Annotated in this window: 17 protein-coding genes; 7 read left to right on the top strand and 10 right to left on the bottom strand. The window is 66.9% G+C overall.

The window, feature by feature from the left end; translation table 11 throughout:
• Window positions 1-41 precede the first annotated feature (41 nt).
• From AC5P8C_RS09210 to blaL2, 3 genes are all read right to left on the bottom strand, one after another.
• Window positions 42-686 (bottom strand): hypothetical protein, encoded by a 645-nt coding sequence (locus tag AC5P8C_RS09210; protein ID WP_180877699.1) that lies wholly within the window; start codon window positions 684-686, stop codon window positions 42-44.
• A gap of 53 nt (window positions 687-739) precedes the next feature.
• Complete coding sequence (locus AC5P8C_RS09205) at window positions 740-1954, bottom strand: cation:proton antiporter (protein ID WP_019660140.1); 1215 nt, start codon at window positions 1952-1954, stop codon at window positions 740-742.
• Between the two features lie 85 nt (window positions 1955-2039).
• A complete protein-coding gene (gene blaL2, locus AC5P8C_RS09200) occupies window positions 2040-2951 on the bottom strand; it encodes a L2 family extended-spectrum class A beta-lactamase (protein ID WP_111101983.1) in 912 nt (303 codons plus the stop codon).
• A gap of 174 nt (window positions 2952-3125) precedes the next feature.
• Here blaL2 and ampR point away from each other — a divergent pair, with 174 nt between their 5' ends.
• On the top strand, window positions 3126-3989 hold the full coding sequence (gene ampR / locus AC5P8C_RS09195) for a LysR family transcriptional regulator AmpR (protein ID WP_019660142.1): 864 nt from the start codon (window positions 3126-3128) through the stop codon (window positions 3987-3989).
• A gap of 91 nt (window positions 3990-4080) precedes the next feature.
• Here ampR and AC5P8C_RS09190 read toward each other — a convergent pair whose 3' ends face one another.
• Window positions 4081-5946 carry an ABC-F family ATP-binding cassette domain-containing protein gene (locus AC5P8C_RS09190; protein ID WP_495218592.1) on the bottom strand — a complete coding sequence of 622 codons (1866 nt, stop codon included), beginning with the start codon at window positions 5944-5946 and terminating at the stop codon, window positions 4081-4083.
• Window positions 5947-6281: 335 nt separating this feature from the next.
• Between AC5P8C_RS09190 and AC5P8C_RS09185 the strand changes: the two genes are divergently transcribed.
• Window positions 6282-8669 carry a TonB-dependent receptor plug domain-containing protein gene (locus AC5P8C_RS09185; protein WP_019660144.1) on the top strand — a complete coding sequence of 796 codons (2388 nt, stop codon included), beginning with the start codon at window positions 6282-6284 and terminating at the stop codon, window positions 8667-8669.
• 104 nt (window positions 8670-8773) lie between these two features.
• Here AC5P8C_RS09185 and AC5P8C_RS09180 read toward each other — a convergent pair whose 3' ends face one another.
• Together AC5P8C_RS09180 and AC5P8C_RS09175 are read right to left on the bottom strand one after the other, a co-directional pair.
• Window positions 8774-9625 carry a hypothetical protein gene (locus AC5P8C_RS09180; protein WP_495218634.1) on the bottom strand — a complete coding sequence of 284 codons (852 nt, stop codon included), beginning with the start codon at window positions 9623-9625 and terminating at the stop codon, window positions 8774-8776.
• Window positions 9626-9846: 221 nt separating this feature from the next.
• Entirely contained in the window at window positions 9847-10362 is a 516-nt protein-coding gene (locus AC5P8C_RS09175) for a hypothetical protein (protein ID WP_019338704.1), read from the bottom strand.
• A gap of 483 nt (window positions 10363-10845) precedes the next feature.
• On the opposite strand from AC5P8C_RS09175, the gene ybaL reads away from it, so the two are divergent.
• Entirely contained in the window at window positions 10846-12543 is a 1698-nt protein-coding gene (gene ybaL / locus AC5P8C_RS09170; protein ID WP_019660146.1) for a YbaL family putative K(+) efflux transporter, read from the top strand.
• 408 nt (window positions 12544-12951) lie between these two features.
• Here ybaL and AC5P8C_RS09165 read toward each other — a convergent pair whose 3' ends face one another.
• Window positions 12952-14238 (bottom strand): O-acetylhomoserine aminocarboxypropyltransferase/cysteine synthase family protein, encoded by a 1287-nt coding sequence (locus AC5P8C_RS09165; RefSeq protein WP_019660147.1) that lies wholly within the window; start codon window positions 14236-14238, stop codon window positions 12952-12954.
• A gap of 182 nt (window positions 14239-14420) precedes the next feature.
• Here AC5P8C_RS09165 and AC5P8C_RS09160 point away from each other — a divergent pair, with 182 nt between their 5' ends.
• The 3 genes from AC5P8C_RS09160 (at window position 14421) to AC5P8C_RS09150 (ending at window position 17385) form a co-directional block, all read left to right on the top strand.
• Window positions 14421-15158: a winged helix-turn-helix domain-containing protein gene (locus AC5P8C_RS09160; RefSeq protein ID WP_019660148.1), complete on the top strand. Its 738-nt coding sequence runs from the start codon at window positions 14421-14423 to the stop codon at window positions 15156-15158.
• Window positions 15155-16444 (top strand): ATP-binding protein, encoded by a 1290-nt coding sequence (locus tag AC5P8C_RS09155; protein WP_233653827.1) that lies wholly within the window; start codon window positions 15155-15157, stop codon window positions 16442-16444. Before AC5P8C_RS09160 ends, AC5P8C_RS09155 begins: the two co-directional genes overlap by 4 nt.
• 140 nt (window positions 16445-16584) lie before the next feature.
• Window positions 16585-17385, top strand: a complete 801-nt coding sequence (locus AC5P8C_RS09150; RefSeq protein ID WP_019660150.1) for a MipA/OmpV family protein — start codon at window positions 16585-16587, stop codon at window positions 17383-17385.
• A gap of 72 nt (window positions 17386-17457) precedes the next feature.
• Here AC5P8C_RS09150 and clpB read toward each other — a convergent pair whose 3' ends face one another.
• Together clpB and AC5P8C_RS09140 are read right to left on the bottom strand one after the other, a co-directional pair.
• On the bottom strand, window positions 17458-20043 hold the full coding sequence (gene clpB, locus AC5P8C_RS09145; RefSeq protein WP_019660151.1) for an ATP-dependent chaperone ClpB: 2586 nt from the start codon (window positions 20041-20043) through the stop codon (window positions 17458-17460).
• A 181-nt stretch (window positions 20044-20224) separates the two neighbouring features.
• Window positions 20225-21046, bottom strand: a complete 822-nt coding sequence (locus AC5P8C_RS09140) for a DUF3014 domain-containing protein (RefSeq protein ID WP_019660152.1) — start codon at window positions 21044-21046, stop codon at window positions 20225-20227.
• 169 nt (window positions 21047-21215) lie between these two features.
• On the opposite strand from AC5P8C_RS09140, the gene AC5P8C_RS09135 reads away from it, so the two are divergent.
• Window positions 21216-21926, top strand: coding sequence for a glutathione S-transferase (locus AC5P8C_RS09135; protein ID WP_019660153.1), 711 nt, complete (start codon window positions 21216-21218; stop codon window positions 21924-21926).
• Window positions 21927-22091: 165 nt separating this feature from the next.
• Here the strand turns inward: AC5P8C_RS09135 and AC5P8C_RS09130 are convergent, their stop codons facing one another.
• Window positions 22092-23702, bottom strand: a complete 1611-nt coding sequence (locus AC5P8C_RS09130; protein WP_134731922.1) for a SulP family inorganic anion transporter — start codon at window positions 23700-23702, stop codon at window positions 22092-22094.
• Window positions 23703-24029 lie beyond the last annotated feature (327 nt).

Raw genomic sequence — 24029 nt, 5'->3', positions numbered from 1 at the left:
GCGCGGTCAACTGCAGAAAACCCGCCGGGCACGGCCCGGCGCTACCGGGCTGGCTGCGCGGCCTCATCACCCCAAGGCGGCGGTGGCAGGTCGACCGGCCTGCTCAGATCGAACTGCACGCGGAAGCGGCGGCCGTCCGGGCGTGTCAGCTCGTAGACGAAGGTCTGGTCGGGATCGATCTCCATCGCCCACGTGTTGTGGGTCGACGCCAGCATGTCGGCGCGGCGGAACATCGCCACCGACTCCGTATCGGCCGGGAACTGCTGGCGCTCGGCGGTGCCCGGTGGCGTGCTGTCGCCACCGTAGAGGGTGATCGCGTCGGGGCTGCCATCTTCGTGGCGGTGGTCGTGCTTCAGCCGCAGCCCGTTCGGCGTGCGGGTCAGCACCCAGGTCCGCGAGTGGTCATCACCCACGTGGAACGGGATGCGCAGCTCATGCGCCGGGTCGGCGCAGCCACGCACATGCATGACCAGGCGCTGCCCGGCGAACGGATCCTTGCCGGTCGGTGCCGGCGAGTCCTCCACCACCTTGCCGGCGTAGGCCTGGCCGCAATGTGCAGCGATGGCGGCCATGAAGGCGTCGGCCGGTGCGGTCGCCAGATCATGGGCGACCGTATCGGAGCGCTGCGTGCACGCAGCGAGGCTGAGCAGGAAAGCGGCGGTAGTGGCAACGGCAATCGATCTCATGCCCCAACCCTAACGGCCATGGACGATGGGCGCAAACCGCGCGCCAGTCCCGCTCAGCGCTCGGCAGACGGTGCTGTCGGTAGTGCTTCGGTCGCCGCCACCGGTGCGGCCTCGCCCTGACCGGCCGGCTCCTGCTCCACCGGATCAACGTCAAACGGGGTACGGAACACCAGCGAAGGCAGCAGCGTAGTCAGCGCCGCGTACAGCAACAGCGCACCGAACAGCACCGCCGGGATCTGGAAGCGCTCGCGCATGATCGCCGCCAGCACCAGGGTGAAGATCAGCGTCGGTGCCAGCGCCAGCGAGACCCGCAGGCTGCTGCGGAAGCTCTCGCCGAACATCACCCGGCGCTGCAGCCAGACCACGCCGATGCGCAGCGGCAGCACCACCAGGGTGATCACGATGCCCAGCCCCAGCGCCTCGAAGCTGAGCGCTTCGCTGGGAACTTTCGTGCCGGCGTTGAAGAAGTAGAACGGCACGAAGAACGAGGCGAACAAGCGCAGCGCGTGCAGGTTCTCGTGCGAGGCCAGCAGCGGCATGCGCTGGTGCAGCAGGCGCGCGACCAGGCCGGCGATGAACGCGCCAACCAGGTAGTACACGCCCAGCAGGTAGGTGATGTAGGCCGCCACCATGCCGACCATCACCAGCAGCGAGAATTCCGAGCCGGGCGCATGCGGTGCCACCCAGCGACCCAGCGCGATGAACAGCAACGGCAGGCCGACCATCATCGCCAGCAGCGCCAGGCTGGACAGCGCCATATGCCCCGGATCGCCGGCCTGCAGCACGATGAACAACGCCGCCAGCGCCAGCAGTTCGCCGGCGATGGCCTTGCTGGTCACCCAGAACCGCTCGTCCTCGCTCAGGCCCAGCCGCGACAGCGAATCCATGATGAAGCCCGTGGACGGCGTCAGCAGCGCCAACGCCAACAGGCCAGCGGCCTGCCACGGCAGCCCCGCATAGCGCCAAGCCAGCCAGCCCACCCCGAACAGCGTGCCGGTACGGATGACCAGATGTGCCAGCAGCGGCCACATGCCCCGGCGCAGCGCCTGCAGATCCACTTCCAGGCCGGCGAACAGGAACAGCGAGGAAATGCCCAGGGTGGCCAGCAGTCCGATCACCGCATCATGTGCCTGATCCCCCAGCCAGAGCATGCCGATGATGCCGAACAGCAGGCAGGTCAGTGGTGCGGGCAGGCTGAAGCGCTGCAGCGCGCGCGGGATCACCAGCAGCGCGAAGATCAGCAGCAGGTAGATCAACTCATGGCTCATCGGGGTCTTCCGTGGGGTTCGAACGCGCGCAGGATGCGCGCGCCGAACCGATCCGGCAACCCACGTTTGAATGACCCCGGTTACCTCATCCGATCAACCGGTCGGCAATCCGCCCCACCTGTGCCAGCACGCTAGCGCGTTGCTCGTAGCTGATCGCGCCCGCCTGCAGATAAGCCGTCAACACCCACGGGGCGCCTCCGGCTACGGGCCACAGCACGGCGATGTCGTTGCGCGCGTCTTCGCCATTGCTGCCGGTCTTGTCACCCACGCGCCAACGCTTGCCCAGGCCCGCGCGCAGGCAGGCGTCGCCGGTTTCGTTGTCGATCAGCCAGTCGGCCAGCTGCTGCCGCGAAGCCGGTTGCAGTACCTCGCCCAACACCACGCGCTGCAGGGTCGCGGCCATCGCCGCCGGCGTGGTGGTGTCGCGCGGGTCGCCCTTGGCAAAGCTGTTCAGCTCCGGCTCCAGGCGGTCACTGCGGCTCACCGTATCGCCACTGGCGCGCAGGAACGCGGTCACTGCGGGCGGGCCACCGACCACGCCGAACAGTAGGTTGGCGGCGGTGTTGTCGCTGGTGATGATCGTGGCACGGCACAGATCGCGCACCGTCATGTCCTTGCCTGCATGGCGGCGGGTAACCGGTGCGTGCGAGAGCAGATCGGCCTCGCGCACCGGCACGCGGGTGTCCAGCAATGCCGGCGTGCGCTCGGCCTGGCTGAGCACGGTAGCCGCCAGCATGCTCTTGAAGGTGCTGCACATCGGGAAGCGCTCGTCCTGGCGATGACCGATGCGGCGACCGCTGGCAGTGTCCAGCAGGGTCACGCCGAGGCGTCCGGCGCAGGCCTTTTCCAGCGCGGCGAAGTCAGTGGCGGCGGTAATGGCGGCATCGGTGGGTGCGTTGGCGGTGGTCTTGCCCGCAGCACGTGCCAGCAGCGGCAGGGCAAGCGGGGAAGCCACGGCGGCACCACTGAACTGCAGGAATCGGCGACGGGCGAGCATACGGGTTCTCCTGGGGACCGCTCGATTATTGAAGCCGCTATCGGGGGCGACCAGCGCAAAAAATCAACAGGAGGCATGAAGTGAATTAATGCCTGACGCATTCAACCCCTTAATTTTCCGAAATCCATGGTTGAAGCGTTAGGATCAGCCATCACTCCAGCTCACGACTGCGCGATGTTGCACCCTACCCTGCCCCTGAACGCGCTGCGCGCCTTCGAGGCCGCCGCCCGCCACCAGAACTTCACCCGTGCCGCGCTGGAGCTGTGTGTCAGCCAGGCCGCGCTGAGCCACCAGATTCGCGGGCTTGAGGACCGGCTCGGCATCCGCCTGTTCCATCGCCTGCCGCGCGGCGTGGCGCTCACCGAAGAAGGCGCGGCGCTGTATCCGGTGCTCAACGAATCGTTTGAACGCATCTCGGCCAGCATCGCGCGTTACACCGGCGGACCTGCGCGTGAAGTGCTGACCCTGGGCGTGGTCGGTACCTTCGCCACCGGCTGGCTGCTGCCACGGCTGGCCGCGTTCGAGGCAGCGCACCCGGACATCGAGCTGCGCCTGCAGACCCACAACAACCGCATCGACCTGGCCGGCGAAGGCCTGGACCTGGCCATCCGGTTTGGTGATGGCGACTGGCAGGGCCAGGCCTGCACGGCGATCCTCGACGCGCCGTTCGCGCCGCTGTGCGCGCCGGCACTGGCGCGGCGGCTGAAACAGCCGCGCGACCTGGGCACGCTGCCGCTGCTGCGCTCCTATCGCAGCGACGAATGGCCGCGCTGGCTGCAGGCGGCAGGCGTCAGTGGCGTGGAAGCGCGCGGGCCGGTGTTCGATTCGTCGTTGACCGTGGCGATGGCCGCGGCCGGTGGTGCCGGCGTGGCGCTGCTGCCGCTGCGCATGTTCGAGCAGGAGCTGGCCGAAGGCCGCCTGCTGCAGCCGTTCGGCACCACACTGGAGCTGGGACGCTACTGGCTGACGCGGCTGCGCTCGCGTGCAGAGCGCGAGCCGGCAAAGCGGTTCCGCGAGTGGCTGCAGGCGCAAGGATGAAACGCAGGGGACGTGGGTAGCGCCGGGCCATGCCCGGCGGCTTTTGCGATCCGTTGCGCTCGCCGGGCATGGCCCGGCGCTACCGATGGCATCAGGACTCGAGCAGTTCCATCCAGGCGGCTTCGGCCTTTTCCAGCTGCGCGGCGGCGGTTTCGCGGTCACGGCCAAGTACCGCCATCCGCGTGGCATCGGCGTAGTTGGCCGGGTCGGCCAGCTGCCGGTCCAGCTCGGCCAGTGCACCCTCCAGCTCGGCCACCTTGGCCTCGGCCGCGGCCAGCTTGTGCGGGTTCACCGGCTTCTTCTGCACCACCTGCGCCACCGGGGCGGTCTTGACCACCACCGGCTCTTCCACCTGTTCCATGCGCGCCTTGGTGCCCTGCGCCTGCGGGCGGGTCCGCAGCCACGCGGCATAGGCATCCAGGTCGCCATCGAACGGCTCGACCTCGCCATCGGCCACGCGCCAGTAGGTATCGCAGACCAGGCCGATCAGATGGCGGTCGTGCGAGACCATCACGATCGCGCCTTCGAAGGTGGCCAATGCTTCGGCCAGCGCTTCGCGCATTTCCAGATCAAGGTGGTTGGTCGGTTCGTCCAGCAGCAGCACGTTCGGCTGCTGCCAGGCGATCAGCGCCAGCGCCAGGCGTGCGCGCTCGCCACCGGAGAAGCCGTCGACCGGCTCGAACGCGCGGTCACCCGGGAAGTTCCACTTGCCGAGGAAGTCGCGGAACGACTGGTTCGGTGCGTCCGGGGCGATCTCGCGGAAGTGCTCCATCGGCGACTGGCCTTCGTGCAGCGACTCCACCGTGTGCTGGGCGAAGTAGCCGATCTTCAGGTCCGGGTGCGCCATGCGCTCGCCGACGATTGGCGCCAGTTCACCCACCAGGGTCTTCACCAGGGTGGTCTTGCCCGCACCGTTCGGGCCGAGCAGTCCGATGCGCTGGCCCGCTTCCAGACCTAAGCCGACGTTGTGCAGGATCACCGCGTCCTTGCCGTAGCCGGCCTCGACGTGGTTCAGGCGGATCAGCGAGAACGGCAGCTTGGCCGGCGGCGCGAACTCGATACGGCACTCACGCTCGGCGCGCACCGCTTCGGTGCCGGCCAGCTTGGCCAGGCGCTTCATGCGGCTCTGCGCCTGCGCGGCCTTGCTGGCCTGCGCCTTGAAGCGGTCGATGAAGCTCTGCAGGTGGGCACGCTCGGCCTGCTCCTTCTCGTGCGCGATCTGCTGCTGGCGCAGCTGTTCGGCGCGCTGGCGCTCGAAATCGGTGTAGCCGCCCGGGTAGAGTTTGGCGCCGCCACCGTGCAGGTGCAGGGTGTGGGTGGCCACGTTGTCGAGGAACTCGCGGTCATGCGAGATCAGCAGCAGGGTGCCCGGGTACTTCAGCAGCCACTGTTCCAGCCAGTACACCGCGTCCAGATCCAGGTGGTTGGTCGGTTCGTCCAGCAGCAGCAGGTCGCTGGGCATCATCAGCGCGCGGGCCAGGTTCAGGCGTACGCGCCAGCCGCCGGAGAACGAGGAGACCGCGCGGTGATGGGTCTCGGCCGGGAAACCAAGGCCGTGGAGCAGCTTGCCGGCGCGCGCTTCGGCGTCGTAGGCCCCCATCTCGGCCATCTTGGTGTGTGCGTTGGCCACCGCCTCCCAGTCTTCGCGCGCGGTCGCCTCGGCCTCTTCGGCCAGCACCGCGGCCACCTCGGTGTCGCCGCCCAGCACGAAGCTCAGCGCCGGGTCCGGCAGCGACGGGGTTTCCTGGGCCACGCTGGCGATACGGACCTTGCCGGGCAGGTCGACGTCACCCTTGTCGGCCTCCAGCTCGCCCTTCACCGCCGCGAACAGGCTGGACTTGCCAGCACCGTTGCGGCCGACCACACCTACCCGGTAACCGGCGTGCAGGGTCAGGTCGACATTGGACAACAGCAGCCGCTCGCCGCGGCGCAAGGCGAAATTACGAAGGGAGATCATCGGGGGAGGGGTCCATATAACCGGATGGAATGTGCTGGTGAGCACTGTTCCTGCGACGCAATTCTAGCGTTAACGAATACTTGACGCGTCCCGGGATGCGCAGTGGCCGACGTTCCTCTCTCCCACGTCCCCGCCGCGCGCGTCCCGGGTCTCCTCCCCGCCGATGCCTGTCCGGGCTAAATGGTTGCTGCTGCAACGTTTTTTTCGATGACCGGCATTTGACAGGCACTGAATATCCCGTTAATTGCTGTATTGCGCACCGCAACAACCGCCGTCCGCCTCACCCCCGTGATGTCGATTCCGGTGCCGCCCCCGCCAACCGGAGCCCCATCCCGATGACCCGCAAGACCAGCCTGATCGCCGCCGCCGTCGCTGTCGCACTCGGTGGCTCTCCGTTCGGTGCCGCTGCCCAGCAGGCCGGCACCGCCGCCAACACCCTGGACACGGTGATCGTCACCGGCACCCGCGTGGCCGACCGCACGGTCGCCGAATCGCAGTCGCCGATCGACATCATCACCCCTGAAGTGCTGCAGTCCACCGGCACCAGTGAGCTGGCCACCGCACTGTCGCGCGCCCTGCCCTCGCTGAACTTCCCGCGCCCGGCCTTGACCGACGGCACCAGTGGCGTGCGCCCGGCGCAGCTGCGCGGCCTGTCACCGGACCAGGTGCTGGTGCTGGTCAACGGCAAGCGCCGCCACACCTCGGCGATGATCAACGTCAACGGCAGCATCGGCCGTGGCTCGTCGGCGGTGGACATCAACGCGATCCCGATCGCCGCGATCGAGCGCGTGGAAGTGCTGCGCGACGGCGCGTCGGCGCAGTACGGCTCGGACGCCATCGCCGGCGTCATCAACATCGTGCTCAAGGGCAGCGGCCGTGGCGGCAGCCTGGCCGTGGACTACGGCCAGTACTCGGCCGGTGACGGCAACAAGTACCAGCTCTCCGGCGACACCGGCGTCGAGTTCGGCAACGGCCGCGGCCGGGTGCACGTGGCCGGCCAGATCAGCCAGCAGGACGAGAGCAACCGCGCCGGCCCGTACCGCGGCACCACGCCGAACACCGGCAACTTCCCCAGCATCGGCCAGAAGACCTTCATCGTCGGCGACCCGCGCGTGGATGCCACCGCCGCCTCGGCCAACGCCAGCTTCGACTTCAGCGACCACGTGACCGGCTACGCCAGCGCGCTGCTCAGCAACCGCGACATCACCTCGTTCGCGTTCTACCGTTCGCGCAACCACAGCGGGCAGAGCGCGCTGCTGGCGCAGACCTACCCGGACGGCTACGTGCCGGAGATCAACCAGTACTCCAAGGACCGCTCGCTGGTGGCCGGGGTCAAGGGCAACACCGACAACGGCTGGACCTGGGACCTGAGCCTGAACCACGGCGAGAACACCCTCGACTTCCACACCCGCAACAGCATCAACTACAGCCTCGGCGCCACCAGCCCGCGCTCGTTCTACGACGGCACGCTGAAGTACCAGCAGGACATCTTCAATGCCGACCTGACCAAGTCACTGGACTGGGGCCTGGCCTACCCGGTCACGCTGTCCTTCGGCGGTGAGTACCGCAAGGAGAAGTGGGACCAGAACCCGGGCGAACTGAACTCGTACACCGGCAGCGGCGCGCAGGGCTTCGCGGGCTTCACCCCGACCAATGAAGTGCATGCCGACCGCCACAACTACGCGGTCTATGCCGGCCTGGAAGCGGACCTGACCGAGAAGTTCTCGGCCGGCATCACCGGCCGCTACGAGGACTACTCGGACTTCGGCGACCGCTTCTCCGGCAAGCTGTCGGCGCGCTATGCATTCACCGACAAGGTCGCGCTGCGGGCAACCGCCTCCAGCGGCTTCCGTGCACCGTCGCTGGCGCAGCAGGGCTACCAGGCGGTGACCAGCCAGTTCCTCAATGGCGTGTTCGTCGAGCGTGGCACCTTCCCGACCACCAGCCCGGCCGCGCAGGCGCTGGGCGCCTCGCCGTTGAAGGCCGAGACCTCCACCTCCTACAGCCTGGGCCTGGTGCTGCAGCCGGTGGACCGCCTGTACATCACCGTCGATGCGTACCAGATCGACATTGATGACCGCATCGCGCTCTCGTCCAGCATCACCACCAACGCCGCCACCAGCGCGCTGCTGGGCACCCTCGGCCTGCCGCAGGTGACCGCGTTCTCGTACTTCACCAACGGCCTGGATACGCGCACCCGCGGCGTCGACTTCGTCTCCAGCTACACCGTGCCGTTCAGCGCCAGCAGCCTGGAGCTGACCGCTGCGTACAGCTACAACGACACCGAAGTGCGCCGTGTCGGCGGCACCCCGCCGGTGTTCGGCACGCTGGGCCTGACCCAGTCGCTGATCGGTCGCGATGAAATTGGCCGCATCGAGGACAGCTACCCGCGCGACAAGGCGATCCTGAGCGGCACCTGGCGTTCGGACCACTGGGAGCTGGGCTTGGCCGCCACCCGCTACGGCAAGTTCACCGTGCGCAACTCGGCCACCGCGCTGCGCGACCAGACCTACGGCGATGCCTGGGTGGTGGATGCCTCGGCCAGCTACAAGCCGAGCAGCAACTGGACCCTGACCGTGGGCGCCGACAACCTGCTGGACAAGTACCCGGACCGCACCGAAGACCTGCAGAACTCCACCTTCGGCATGCTGCCCTACAGCAACTACTCGCCGTTCGGCTTCAACGGCGCGTATGTGTACGGGCGGATCAAGTACACCTGGTAAGCGAGGCTCTGGTAGTGCCGGCCGCGGGCCGACAACTCCTAGCCACATCTCTCACACCCGCCGGAGTGATCCGGCGGGTGTTTTGTTATGTGCTGCGGGCAAGATCAGCCGCGCGGCTGGCAATTGGACGTGCGATGACCTTCTACGATCACACGGACAGACTCGAGACAGTTGTCCAGACTGTCAAAATTCACGCTCACTTGAAGACCAGGCAGCGACCACCTCGCGCTGCCAAACGTTCCTTCATCAAGCCAACGACTGGCTCGTTGATCCATGCGCTCTTCGAGAATGGACGGCGGATCATCGAATTGAAGGCCGAATGGCAGCGGCCCAGCCCAGGCTCTTGAGTTTCCCAGTCGATCGCGGACGAAACTGATGCCGGTGCATACCGGATGGCTACCGGGCACGCCCTGCCTACTGTCAAAGTAAAGGATGAAGCCATGCTCGTCGGCTCTATCAACGACCTCGCTGCTCGCCTCCGCCATCAGACTCGCAAGACCAAGGTCCCGGAACGCGACCTGGAAATCGGGGTCATTGGTCGATCTGCCGAGGACAGCGAGCACCTGCTCCGCCGAAGGGTACTCGCGCGTTGCCGGTGCGCAAGCCAATGGATGCATGGGAATTCCCAAGCTGATATCGAAGATCCCACGCGCTCCTGCCTGTTTGATGCATCCAGCCTGATACGTCAGACGGATGCGGTAGTCAGGCAGCCACCACGCGTCACGCCTGCCGGCGTGCAAGCTGTCCCCAAAGCCCGCCGTGGCGAGCCTTTCGCGCGCTGTCGTCCTGTCGTCCTCCCATTGCAGGCCAAACAGCAGGTCGCCTTCGTACCTGCGCATGACATCCGGAATGCCGGCCGTCACCGCAACGTTGGTGAAGATCAGCTCACCGCTCTTGCCGTGCGAAGCAATGGATCGCCCGTTCCAGTAGTTGCGCTCGCTGAAGGAGAACAGCATGCCCCGCGCGCTCACACGCACAATCGCCTCGTAAGGGCTTTTGGCAGGACGGGCCAGCTCTGGCCTTCGCCTGACGCCAAGCGACTGCAGCATCGTTGAGACGGCTGGGTCAGTGGCGCTTCTGCCAAACAGGGCTGTTACTGCCTGGATGTGCACCATATTTGTTGGAAGAATCATGGAAGCCCCACTGTCCATTCGAGCGGGTTGCGCATACGCCGCGATTACGCTTGGCTATGAGTACGGTCCACCGGAATGCCAACGGATACGCAGCGAATCGAATCTCCGGGACCGGAAAAATCCACCGTAAGCTCCAGACCGCTGACCCACCAGATATCCACTTCTCCAGAAAAGCCCATCTCGACAGCGTTCCCTGCACCCAGAACGGCAAGTCGCTCCCTGACATGTGGACGCAGCATGGAAAAGCTCACTCCGTGGGGTAAAGACCCAGCGTAGGCCCGCTTGTTTTTCCTGACTCCCCAGAAGATCGCGTCAGTCAGCACCCATGGGCCATCGTCCAGATCGTGATACGGAATGTCCTTCAGTAGTCCGATGTCCTTGAATTCCAACTGCAGCGAACCCTCGCTGTCGGTCCATATTCGCCTTCCGGCCAAGTTGAACGGATAGCGACGGAAGTCGACCTCGCCGATTTCCAGTTCAAGGAGCAACCGGGACATGGAAGCAGAACTCGTGTCCTGGCCTACCGCCTGAATCACTACGTCGATGTCGGGAAGCTTCATGCGGTCATCCACCCACGCAGTCTGAAGAGAGCAGGCCCCGCCTGGTTGGCAAGCAGAAGGGGCAATGAGCACATGGTGACGCGTGCGGGGCTCGGGAAAACTTCGGCCAGACCTCAGGCGTCCTGCCCAGAACGCGCGCCACCAGAATGACTTCCCACCCTCGTATATCATTGGATCGACTGAAAAACCTTCGCACAGGGGCAAAGGGTCCTGCGATGGCACCGCCGCGTATCGAAACCATCCTCCTTCCCGTGCCCGTCTCGGGTGGCGTCGGTCTGGCTCCGGTTCACGGTCGAGAGCAACTGGTCACCCCAAACAGGTCCGATCCCGACAGCGCCACCCTCGATCGCGCCGCACACGCCAGGCCGGACGCCGACCACTGATGGCTCCGCCCACGCAACGATCCGATACGCTGGCCGGGTTTGCCGTATGTGGCCGCATCGGTGAAAATCGGGGCATCCCCCCGATTTCCTGCGAGTGCCGATGCACCATGACACCGACCTGATCAACATCGTGGCCGTTGGCCTGGGGCTCGCCTTCATCTTCGGCGCGCTGGCCAACAAGCTCCGCTTGTCTCCCCTGGTCGGTTACCTGGTTGCTGGCATCTGCGTAGGCCCGTTCACCCCCGGCTTCGTCGCCGACCAGGCGCTGGCCAACCAGCTGGCCGAACTGGGCGTGATGCTGCTGATGTTCGGTGTCGGCCTGCACTTCTCGCTGAAGGACCTGATGGCGGTCAAGGCCATCGCCATTCCCGGTGCCATCGGCCAGATCGCGGTGGCCACCCTGCTCGGCTGGGGCGTGGCCTCGCTGATGGGCTGGCCGGCCATCCATGGCGTCATCTTCGGTTTCTCGCTGGCCACGGCCAGTACCGTGGTGCTGCTGCGGGCGATGGAGGAACGCCGGCTGCTGGAGACGATGCGCGGCAAGATCGCGGTCGGCTGGCTGATCGTCGAAGACCTGGCCTGTGTGCTGGCACTGGTGATGATGCCGGTGATGGCCGGCGTGTTTGGTCCCGACGCGGCCAAGGAATCGCATTCGCTGGGCAGCGTGCTGGCCGACATCGGCTGGACCTTCGTGCAGCTGGGCCTGTTCGTGGCGGTGATGCTGGTGGTCGGGCGCCGGGTCATCCCGTGGATCCTGGAACGCATCGCCGGTACCGGTTCGCGTGAGCTGTTCACCCTGTCCGTGCTGGCGATCGCGCTGGGCGTGGCGTTCGGCTCGGCGATGCTGTTCGGCGTCTCGTTCGCGCTGGGCGCGTTCTTTGCCGGCATGCTGCTCAACGAATCAGAACTGAGCCACAAGGCCGCGCATGATTCGCTGCCGCTGCGCGATGCGTTCGCGGTGTTGTTCTTTGTGTCGGTCGGCATGCTGTTCGACCCCAACATCATCGTGCAGCACCCGTGGCAGGTGCTGGCCACGGTGCTGATCATCATGTTCGGCAAGTCGGCCGCCGCGTTCTTCATCGTGCGTGCGTTCGGCCACCCGACCAGCACCGCGTTGACCATCTCGGCCAGCCTGGCACAGATCGGCGAGTTCGCCTTCATCATCGCCGGCCTGGGCGTGGCGCTGCAGATCCTGCCGAAGGAAGGCCAGTCGCTGGTGCTGGCCGGTGCGCTGGTGTCGATCATGCTCAACCCACTGGTGTTCGGCCTGCTCGACCGTTGGCAGGCCAAGCAGGAGCAGTCCCCGCAGGCACCCGAGCCGCCTGAAGCCATCGGCCCGTCACGGGACCTGCATGACCACGCCATCGTGATCGGCTATGGCCGGGTCGGCAGCGAACTGGCGCAGGTGCTGAGCGACCGTGGCGTGCCGGTGCTGGTGATCGATGACAACAAGGAACACGTCGAGGCGGCGCACGCCAAGGGCTTGGCGGCGATCCGCGGCAGTGCGGCGGCCGACCGGGTGCTGGCCGAGGCCCATCCTGAGCGGGCGAAGATTGCGGTGCTGGCGATTCCGCAGCCGCTGGAAGCCGGTGAGGCGCTGGCCAAGCTGCGTGCGATCAACCCGGACCTGACCCTGCTGGCGCGCGCGCACAGCGATGCGGAAGTGAAGCATCTGCTGGAACACGGTGCCGATGGCACGGTGATGGCCGAACGTGAGCTGGCGTACTCGCTGGCGGAGATGATCATGTCCACACCGCCGTACCGGAATCTGGGGCAGCACAGTATCCCGGTGGTGTGAGAAGTGTGCTTGCGGCAGGGCTTGCAGCCCGGCGCCTGCTGAAGCAACTTCAACTGCAACGGCAAAAGCAAAAGCAGGCATTCCGTGGGATGGCGGGGTGGGTCCGGTTGCGGGGGACGCCGTGAATACGTCCATGTAGGCTCGGTCGCCGCATCCATGCGGCTCACGCCCCCGCAACCGGACCCACCCCGCCTTCGACAGTTCCCCGCTGCTATTGGTGCATTGGGTCAGATCCGTTGCCGCAGGAAAACGGATCTGACCCCGGAAACAAAAAAAATCCCCGGTCGACCCGCATCGACCGGGGATCTGGATCGCCACGTTGCCACGCCTTGGAGAGGCAGTTCCACCCTAGCGCATCGCGTGGCCGGCGGTGATCGCCTGTGGCGATGACGACCAAGCGCGTGGCTATCAGGCGGCGGCCAAGGCCTGCTCCAGGTCGGCGCGCAGGTCGCCGATGTGCTCGATGCCGATCGACAGCCGCACGGTGTCTTCACTGACGCCGGCCTTGGCCAGTTCCGCCGCATCCAACTGGCGGTGGGTGGTCGAGGCGGGATGGGTGGCCAGTGACTTCGCATCGCCGAGGTTGACCAGGCGGGTGAACAATTTCAGCGCGTCAAGGAAACGTGCGCCTGCCTCGCGCCCGCCCGGCAGGCCGAAGGTCAGCACGCCCGAGCCGTGCCCACCCAGATAGCGCTGCGCGGCGGCGTGCTCGGGGTCGTCGGCCAGTCCGGCGTAGCGCACCCACGCTACCTTGGCGTGCGCCTTCAGGTACTGCGCGACGGCCAGCGCATTGGCATTGATGCGTTCCATGCGCAGGGCCAGGGTCTCGATGCCCTGCAGGATCAGGAACGCATTGAACGGCGACAACGCTGCGCCGGTATTCCGCAGCGGCACCACGCGCGCGCGGCCGATGTAGGCCGCTGGCCCCAGGGCTTCGGTATAGACCACGCCATGGTAGCTGGGGTCGGGCTGGTTGAGCCGCGCGAAGCGTTGGGGCTGTGCGGTCCAGTCGAAGCTGCCCGAATCGATGATCGCGCCGCCCAGGCTGGTGCCGTGGCCGCCCAGGTACTTGGTCAGCGAGTGCACCACGATGTCGGCGCCGTGCTCGAACGGGCGCAGCAGGAAAGGCGTGGCCACCGTATTGTCGACGATCAGCGGCACCCCGGCGGCATGCGCGACCTCCGCAATCGCAGCGATGTCGGTGACGTTGCCACGCGGGTTGCCGATGGATTCGACGAACACCGCCTTGGTGCGCTCGTCGATCAGCGCGGCGAACGCAGAAGGATCAGCCGGATCAGCAAAGCGCGCCTGGATGCCGTACTGCGGCAGCGTGTGCGCCAGCAGGTTGAGGCTGCCGCCATACAGCGCGCTGGAGGCGACGATGTTGTCGCCGGCCTCTGCAATGGTCTGGATGGCATAGGTGATCGCGGCCTGCCCCGAGGCCAGCGCCAGCGCACCGATGCCGCCTTCCAGCGCAGCCAGGCGCTGCTCCAGTACGTCGGTGGTGGGGTTCATGATGCGCGTATAGATATTGCCCGGTACCTTCAGGTCGAACAGGTCGGCACCGTGCTGGGTGTCATCGAAGGCATACGCCACCGTCTGGTAGATCGGCACCGCCACCGCGCGGGTAGTCGGGTCGGGACGGTAGCCGCCGTGCACGGCCAGGGTTTCCAGTTGCCACTGCGGATCGCTCATTGCGCCAGGCTCCATCCGGGGAAACCGCCACCATAGGCCAGCCGTCGCCCGCCGCTGAAAGCTGCTGGCGATGACGCCCATACCGGGGGTTATCAGGTTGGCCGCGATTCAGGCAGCGGTCACGGGGCGTTGATAGGCTTCGCCGCCGGGCGCTCCTGCCCGGGCACGGAGGCCCCACGCGCATGCAGCCATCCCCCTGGACACCAACCGCCAACGGTACTCCGACGCAGGTCCTGCTGGTGGAGGACGACCGTCGCCTGGCCGAACTGGTCAGCGACTATCTCCACGAACATGGTTTCGCCGTGCAGCATGTGGCCCGCGGCGACCTGGCCGGCGCCGCCTGCCGCCAGCACGCGCCGGAGCTGGTGGTGCTGGACCTGATGCTGCCCGGCCTGGGCGGCATCGACGTGTGCCGGCAGATCCGCAGCTTCTCCGATGTGCCGATCCTGATGCTGACCGCCTGCGAGGACGACATCGAACAGGTGCTGGGCCTGGAATCGGGCGCCGATGACTATGTGCACAAACCGATCGAGCCGCGCCTGCTGCTGGCCCGCCTGCGCGCCCTGCTGCGCCGCCGCCATGGCAGCAGCAACACCGGCACACCCAGCCGTCTGATGCATGGCGAACTGCTGATCGACCGCATGCAGCGCGAAGTGCACCTGCACGGTCAGCCGGTCGAGCTGGGCACCACGGAATTCGAGATCCTGTGGCTGCTGGCCAGCCAGCCGGGGCAGATCCTGTCGCGCGACCATATCCTGCAGGCGGTGCGCGGCATCGGCTTTGACGGCCTGGACCGCAGTGTCGATGTCAGCATCGGCAAGCTGCGCCGCAAGCTCGGCGATGATGCGCGCGAACCGCGGCGGATCAAGACCGTGTGGGGCCGTGGCTACCAGTTCAATCCGTCGGCCTGGACGGCATGAAGCGGCTGTTCCTGTGGTTGTGGTTTATCACGGGTGCCTGCTTCCTGGTGTCGGTGTTCTTCCTCAACCACATCCTGGACGGCATCTACACGCCCGTGCAGGATCGCGTCTTCGTCCAGCAGGTGCGTGGTCAGGTGTACGCCCTGCGCAGTGGCCTGGCCGGCCTGGATGCCGACCAGCAGCGTGAGCGCCTGCAGCAGTGGCAGCCACACTACGGCATCGCCCTGACCCTGCTCGACAAACCTCCAGCACTCGACGCGCAGGAACAGGTGGCCGTGAAGGCCGATGGTTTCATCGTGCGCGATCAATACCAGCAGGTCCTGCTGCCCATCGAGGGCAGCGATGGCCGCTGGCTGCACCTGCGCCTGCCTGGCGCGGTGCAGATGACGACGTACATGACCATCGCCGCCTACCTCAGCATCCTGCTGCTGGTGGGCGCCAGCCTGTACGCGTGGGTGCGCCTGCTCTGGCGCGACCTGGAAGCGCTGCGCCTGCACGCCGACCGCATCGGCGCTGGCGATCTGCAGGCACGTGCGCAGGTCTCGCCACGCTCGCAGATCCGGGTCATCGTCGACCACTCCAACCGCATGGCGGCACGCGTGGCCGAACTGGTGCAGCGCCAGCGCGACCTGACCCATGCGATCTCGCATGAGCTGCGCACGCCGATCGCGCGCGTGGCCTTCGGCCTGGACCTGATGCAGGACAGCGACGATCACGAACGCCGTGCACGGCTGGCACAGGGGCTGCACGGCGATCTGGCCGAACTCAACCGGCTGGTCAGCGAACTGCTGGCGTATGAGCGCCTGGAGCACCCCAGCGAAGGCGAACCGATGCAGCGTATCGAAGCCAATGACTGGCTGCAGGCCTGCCTGGCCGATGCGCGCCGTGATGCCGAACGTGCCGGGGTGGTACTGCGCGTGCAGCCCAGTGCGTTGCCACGGGTGGATGCCGAACCACGCCTGCTGCAGCTGGCACTCAGCAATCTGGTCGGCAATGCGCTGCGCCATGCGCGCTCGCAGGTGGAAGTCTCGCTGGTCGGTGTCGGCGGCCGCGCCTGCCTGCGCGTGGATGACGATGGCCCCGGCATCGACGAAGCCGATCGGGAGAAGGTGATGCGCCCGTTCACCCGCCTGGATGACAGCCGCAGCCGCGATACCGGCGGCTTCGGCCTGGGCCTGGCCATCGTCAGCCGCATTGCCGTCCGCCACGGCGGCGAGCTTCGCATCAGCCGCGCCACGTTGGGCGGCGCGCGCCTGGAGATGCACTGGCCGCTGGCTGCCAGCTGAACGCCCTTGGGTGCAATTACAGTTGATTACAACTCCCGCACAACTGCGGACGGATCGGTCGCCGGCGTATCGCCACGCTAGCGACCCTGCAGCACTCGCCGGATGCGCGCGCTGCCTTCCTCCCATTGTCGAGAGTTTCCATGTCCCAGCTTCGCCGTTCCCCCGCCCTGCTCTGCCTGGCCCTGTTGCCGCTGTTCGCCGCACCGACCGCCTACGCCCAGGATGACCGCTGGACCTTCGAGCTAGCCGCCGGTGGCGGCGTGGCACCGCGCTACAGCGGCAGCGAGGAGTATCGTGCGACGCCGTCGCTGTCCTTCGATGTCACCTCGCCCGGTGGCTGGTTTCTGGGCACCAGTGGCATTGGCTGGGGCACCTCCATCGGTGAGCACACCCGCGTGCGCGCGTATGTCGGCGCCAGCGGCATCCGCAAGGAAAAGGACTCGCTGCTCGGCGGTTCCGACTTCCTGCGCGGCATGGGTGATATCGATACCCGTCCCCTGGTCGGCGTCTCGGCTGGTTATACGCTGGGCGAAGCCGTGCTGAGCGGCTCCTGGCAGTTCACCCGCAAGGACGAGGACAAGGCCGAGAACGGCCTGGCCACCCAGCAGATCCATCTGAACCTGAGCATGCCGCTGTTCGACCTGGCCGGCGGCGTGGTCAGCGGCAGCGTGTCCACCGACTACGGCAACCGCGGTTACATGCAGACCTGGTACGGCGTCAGCCCGGAACAGGCGGCGCGTACCGGCTTTGCCGAGCACAAGCCAAAGGCCGGCCTGGTCAGTGCCGGTGTCGGCCTGAAGTGGAGCCACCGCGTGGGCCGCAACGGCAACTGGTACATCTCGGCCGAAGGCACGCGCCTGCTCGGTGATGCCGCCGACAGCCCGATCGTGCAGAAGGCGAACCAGTTCGGCTTGATGAGCGGCTATACGCACCGCTTCTGAGTGAGCGCCGGGCATGGCCCGGCATGCCTCGCAGGAAACGGGGCGCTGCGGCCAGGCGGCGCCCCGTGTGAATCACGCTTTGGCGAACACCAGGCGACCGCCGTCGTTGCCAACCTCGATGGTGTCGCCGTTGACGAAGGCGCCGGACAGGATCTGCTGCGCCAGCGGATTTTCCAGTTGCGACTGGATCGCGCGCTTCAGCGGGCGCGCGCCATACACCGGATCGAAGCCGACGTTGCCGAGCAGGTCGAACGCCGCATCGGAGACCGCCAGCTTCAACCCGCGCTCGGCCAGCCGCTTCTCCAGCCCGCGCATCTGGATGCGCGCGATCTGCTTGATCTGCTGCTTGTCCAGCGGGTGGAACACTACGATGTCGTCCAGCCGGTTGATGAACTCCGGACGGAAGTGCGCCTGTACCACGCCCATCACCGCCGCCTTCATCTGCGTGTAGGCCTCCGGACTGTCGTCGGCGCTCATGTCCTGGATCTGGTGCGAGCCCAGGTTCGAGGTCATCACGATGACGGTGTTGCGGAAGTCCACGGTGCGGCCCTGGCCGTCGGTCAGGCGGCCATCGTCGAGCACCTGCAGCAGGATGTTGAACACATCCGGGTGCGCCTTCTCCACTTCGTCCAGCAGGATCAGCGAGTACGGGCGACGACGCACGGCCTCGGTCAGGTAGCCGCCTTCCTCGTAGCCGACATAGCCCGGAGGCGCACCGATCAGGCGCGCGACGCTGTGCTTCTCCATGAACTCGCTCATGTCGATGCGGATCATCGCGTCGGCACTGTCGAACAGGAATTCGGCCAGCGACTTGCACAGCTCGGTCTTGCCGACGCCGGTCGGGCCGAGGAACAGGAACGAGCCGGCCGGACGGTTCGGATCGGACAGGCCTGCACGCGAGCGGCGCACGGCATCGGAGACGACCTTGATCGCTTCCTCCTGGCCGACCACGCGGTTGTGCAGCACCTCTTCCATGCGCAGCAGCTTGTCGCGCTCGCCTTCGAGCATCTTGTTGACCGGGATGCCGGTCCAGCGCGATACGACTTCGGCAATCTCCTCGTCGGTCACGCGGTCCTGCACCAGCTTGAAGTCCTTGTGCTCGGCTTCCTGGGCCGCAGCCAGCTGCTTTTCCAGTTGTGGCAACAGGCCGTACTGGATCTCGCTCATCTTGGCGAAATCCTGGCGGCGCTGCGCGGCTTCCAGCTCGAGCTTGGCCTGCTCGACCTGTTCCTTGATCTTGGTTGCGCCCTGCAGCGCGGCCTTCTCCGACTTCCAGATTTCATTGAGATCGGAGAACTCGCGCTCCAGCGCATCGATGTCCTTCTCCAGATCGGCCAGGCGCTGCCGCGAGGCTTCGTCCTTCTCCTTTTTCAGCATCTCGCGCTGGATCTTCAGCTGGATAACCCGGCGTTCCAGGCGATCCAGCTCCTCCGGCTTGGAGTCGATCTCCATGCGCAGGCGTGAGGCGGCTTCGTCCATCAGGTCGATGGCCTTGTCCGGCAGCTGGCGGTCGGTGATGTAGCGGTTGGACAGCGTGGCGGCGGCGACGATGGCCGGGTCGGTGATTTCCACACCGTGGTGCACGGCGTACTTTTCCTTCAGCCCGCGCAGGATCGCGATGGTGTCCTCCACCGTGGGTTCGCCGACGAACACCTTCTGGAAGCGGCGCTCCAGCGCAGCGTCCTTCTCGATGTACTTGCGGTATTCGTCCAGCGTGGTCGCGCCGATGCAGTGCAGCTCGCCACGCGCCAGGGCCGGCTTGAGCATGTTGCCGGCATCCATCGCGCCATCGGCCTTGCCGGCACCGACCATGGTGTGCAGTTCGTCAATGAACAGAATGATCTGGCCTTCGTTCTTGGCCAGGTCGTTGAGCACGCCCTTCAGGCGTTCCTCGAATTCACCGCGGAACTTGGCACCGGCAATCAGCGCGCCCATGTCCAGCGACAGCACGCGCTTGCCGCGCAGGCCTTCGGGCACCTCGTCGTTGATGATGCGCTGCGCGAGCCCTTCCACGATCGCGGTCTTGCCCACGCCGGGCTCGCCGATCAGCACCGGGTTGTTCTTGGTCCGGCGCTGCAGCACCTGGATGGTGCGGCGGATTTCCTCGTCACGGCCGATCACCGGGTCGAGCTTGCCGCTCTCGGCGCGCGCGGTCAGGTCGATGGTGTACTTCTCCAGCGCCTGCCGCTGCTCCTCGGCATTCTCCGACTGCACGTTCTCGCCGCCACGCAGCTTGTCGATCGCCGCCTGCAGGCGCGTCTTGTCGGCACCAGCGGCGCGCAGCGCCATGCCCAGCGTGCCACCATCCTCCAGCGCGGCCAGCACGAACCACTCGCTGGCAATGAAGGCGTCACCATGCTGCTGGGCCAGCTTGTCGGTCTGGTTCAGCAGGCGCCCCAGATCGTTGCCCAGCGACACGTTGCCGGCCTGGCCAGATACCTTGGGCAGAGCGTCCAGCGCCTCGGTCAGGCGCTCGCGCAGCACCGGCACGTTCACCCCGGCCTGGGCCAGCAGCGGGCGCGTGCTGCCACCCTGCTGGTCCAGCAACGCGCTGAACAGGTGAACCGGTTCGATGATGCTGTTGTCGCGGCCCACGGCCAACGACTGTGCGTCTGCCAGCGCCTGCTGGAAACGCGAGGTGAGCTTGTCCATCCGCATTGCGAATCCTCATCGGTCTTCAGGGCCGGCCTAGGCCGGCAATGCTGGAAAGATGCGGTTGCCCCACCCGGTTTCAAGGGCGGCTGCGACTGCACCCCGGGGCCAGTCAGCCTGCGGCCAGCATGCCGGAGCGCGTGTGGTCGGCGCGTTGATCCCGATCAGTTCCGCACGGTGGACGGGCTCAGCGGGTGATCGCGCTGCGGATCGCCCGCAGCTGCTGCTTGATCGCCCGCGCCTGTGCAGGATCCATGCGTAGCAGGGCCTTCTGCCCGATCGAGCGTGACTGCAGGGTGGGATCGACGAAGCGGTAACGGCCGCGCTCATCGCGCTGCACCAGAGGCGCCTGGGCCAGTTCCGGGGTATCCAGCAGATGGTCGATCACCGCGACCAGGCGATCATTGAAATATCCGTCGGGCCGGCCCAGGTCGACGTAGGCCTGCTGGATCAACGGATAGAAGCGCTTGTAGGCCGTTGCCGTTGCTGCCGGATCCAGCGCGGTGAAGGCCTGCACATAGGGCGCATAGCGCGCCGCGTTGCTGGCGGCGGTGCGATCACCGCCTTCGCCGGGCTCGACCTGGAGGTTGCCCGGCAGCGGCCGTGCGGCCAGCGCAGTGGGCGGCACGCTTGGCTTGTCCAGGTTGTCGACCTGGGTGACCAGGCGCTGGATCAGGTGATCGCGCAGCAGCAGGGTCAGCGGCCCCTCGCCCTGGAACAGTTGGCTCAGTGCGCCCCAGGCCGCGGCATCGCTGTCAGCCAGCTTCGGCAGCGCCGGGTCGGCGGCGGCCTCGGTGTCCAGCGGATGCCTGATCGGCGGCGGTGCTGGCGAGGGTTCCGCGGCCGCCTGCGGTTGTGGCGCTGCGCTGGTGCTGACGGCAGTTGACTGCACCGGCACCGAAACACCATCTGCCAGATGCTTCAGCTGATCCCGGAACAACCAACCGCCCGCGCCGCCGATCACCACCACACCCAGCACCCAGGGCCATACCGCCTTTGCACTCTGCATGATGCAGCACCTCGTTTCACACGCATGGAGAAGGTGTGACCCCACCGGTTCCAGCCGGTTCCCCGCCTGTTCCGCTGCCGTTCGGCTTCGCCCTGCGCCAAAGCCGCGCTCACGCCTGCTTTGCATGCCGCGCGCGAGGCTGGGGGCCTTGTCCTGCGGAGACACTGCCATGCAGTACGCGCTGTATTACTGGACCGGCATCCAGGGCCGGGGCGAGTTCGTGCGGCTGGCGCTGGAAGATGCCGGCGCCGACTACATCGACATGGCGCGGGTGCACGGTGATGCGGTGATGCAGCCGTTCCTGGAGGGCCACAGCGAAGGCCCGCAGCCCTTCGCGCCGCCGTTCCTGAAGGCCGGCCGCCAGGTCATCGCGCAGGTCGCGGCGATCCTGGATTTCCTCGGCCCGACGCTGGACCTGGTGCCACAGGCGGCCTCGCGGCGGATGCAGGCGCTGCAACTGCAGCTGACCATCGCCGACCTGGTGGCCGAGGTGCACGACACCCACCATCCGATTGCCGCATCGAAGTACTACGAAGCGCAGAAGACCGAGGCCAAGGCACGTGCCGCGTCGCTGCGCAGCGAGCGCCTGCCGAAGTTCCTGGGCTACTTCGAACGGGTGCTGGCCGCCAACGGTGGCCGCCATGCACTGCGCGAGCATTCGTACGTGGATCTGTCGCTGTTCCAGCTACTGAGTGGGCTGGACTACATGTTTCCACGCCGCATGCAGGCACTGGCGTCCACCCTGCCCCTACTGCGCGCGCTGCAGGCGCGGGTGGCGAAGCGGCCGAACATCGCCGCCTATCTGGCCTCGGAACGACGTCTGGCGTTCAACACGAATGGCATCTTCCGCCACTACCCGGAGCTGGACGCCGAACGGTAGTGCCGGCCGCTGGCCGGCAGAGCGCGCTGTGATCATTCGCCGCCTGCAACACGCCCCTGTAGGGCCGAGCCATGCTCGGCTCAGAGCAGCCGAGCGCAGGCTCGGCTCTACAGAGCACCAGAAGTGGAAGGAGCGGTAGCGCCGGGCCATGCCCGGCGTCACCGGTCAATGATCGGTGCGATCAGCCAGCGGTTGCACCGGCTGCTTCTGCAGCGACAGCAGGCCCAGCAGCACCGCCAGGGCCACGTAGGCGCCGGCAAACTGCAAACTGATGATGCGCGCCAATCCTTCCAGGTCCCACGGCAGGTAGATGCCGCCGCGCGGATCCACCGAGTGGATCAGCCCGAACAGTGTCAGCAACGCAGCCACCAGCAGGAACCCGCAGGCACGGCGCAGGCGGCCATCGACCATCGCCGCCACCGCCGAAATCCACAGCATCGAGGTGATGATGAAGCCGTTGCCGAGAGTGAAGATCACCGCCAGCTCCGGCAGGCCGTGGCCGTCGAGCTTGGTCAGCAGCTGCGCCAGCTGATCCGGTGCGATCCAGCCGGGTGCCTTGATCGCCAGCAGGTAGGCCACCGACGGCAGGAAACCGAGCACCATCGCGCCGGCATGGTGGCGCGGCGTGGCCTGGAACGCCTGCGTGGTGATGTCGATGGCCACGTACACGATGATCGGTGCCAGCACCGCCAGCGGCAACCACTGCACCAGCCCGGAGATGATACCGAGCATGCCGCCGATGCCGACGAACAGGCCGGTCAGCAGCGTATAGCCGCTGCGCGCGCCCATGTGCTTGTAGGCGGGCTGGCCGATGTACGGCGTGGTCTGGGCGACGCCGCCACACACACCGGCCACCAGCGTGGCCACCGCTTCCACCAGCAGGATGTCGCGGGTGCGGTAGTCGTCACCGGCCGCGCGCGCGCTTTCGGATACGTTGATGCCGCCGACCACCATCAGCAGGCCGAACGGCAGCAGCAGCGGCAGGTAGGTCATCGCGGTGGGCAGGCCGTCGAGGAAGCCCAGCGTCGGCAGCGGCAGCACCACCTGCGGCGGCACCCACGCCGGCACATGGAAGCCCGGCGCGCCCAGCCCGGCCAGGCCGAGGCCGTAATACAGCACGGTGCCGAACACGAAGGCCAGCAGCACGCCCGGGCCACGCACCGGCAGTTTGCCCTTGGCGATCAGCACGTACAGCAGCAGGCCCAGCGTGGTGAAGCCGACCAGCGGCGAGCGCAGCGTTTCCAGCAGCGGCAGCAGGCCCATCAGCACCAGCGCGATGCCAGCAATGGAGCCCAGCAGCGCGGCACGCGGCAGCGCGCGGGTGACCGCTTCGCCGAAGAACGACAGCACGAACTTGAGCACGCCCATGATGACCAGCGCGGCCATGCCCAGCTGCCAGGTGGCGATGCCCGCCGCGTGCGGGTCCATGCCCTGCTGCTTGAAAGCGATGAAGGCCGGGCCGAGCACCAGCAGCGCCATGCCGATGCTGGTCGGGGCATCCAGGCCGAGCGGCATGGCGGTGACATCGTCGCGGCCGGTGCGCGCGGCCAGCCGGCGCGCCATCAGGGTGTACAGCAGGTTGCCGATCAGCACGCCGAAGGCCGTGCCGGGGAACATGCGGCCGAACACCACGTCGGCGGGGAACTGGAAGATCCCGACCAGGGCCATGGCGATGAAGCCGAGGATGGAGAGGTTGTCGACGACCAGGCCGAAGAAGCCGTTGAAGTCGCCGGCGACGAACCAGCGACGCGGTGCGGCGGAAGCGGGAGCGGACATGGAAGGGGCGGTGGGGGTGGGGACCGCCGATGGTAGGCCCAGCGGGGCCGGCGCGCCAATTCCGTCGTGGAATGATGGGTTCCAGCCAACGGCGGGGCCCCTCGTGGCTGGGTTGGTCGCGGACAGCGGACCTCAGGGGGTGGGCCGGGCGGGTAGGCTGCGCAGGGGTCGCTGCAAGTACGTCCCTGTAAGCTCGGTCGCCGCATCCATGCGGCTCACGCCCCTGCGCAGCCTACCCGCCCGGCCCCTGACAGTTTCCTGCGCGTGCCAGCCACGGAAAAGAATCAAAAGATCAAAAGCAAAGGCAGGCTCTCTTTGTAGAGCCGA

The organism is Stenotrophomonas sp. YJH_SMC_46, assembly GCF_059370315.1.
This window is presented reverse-complemented; position numbering and strand designations above follow the sequence as displayed.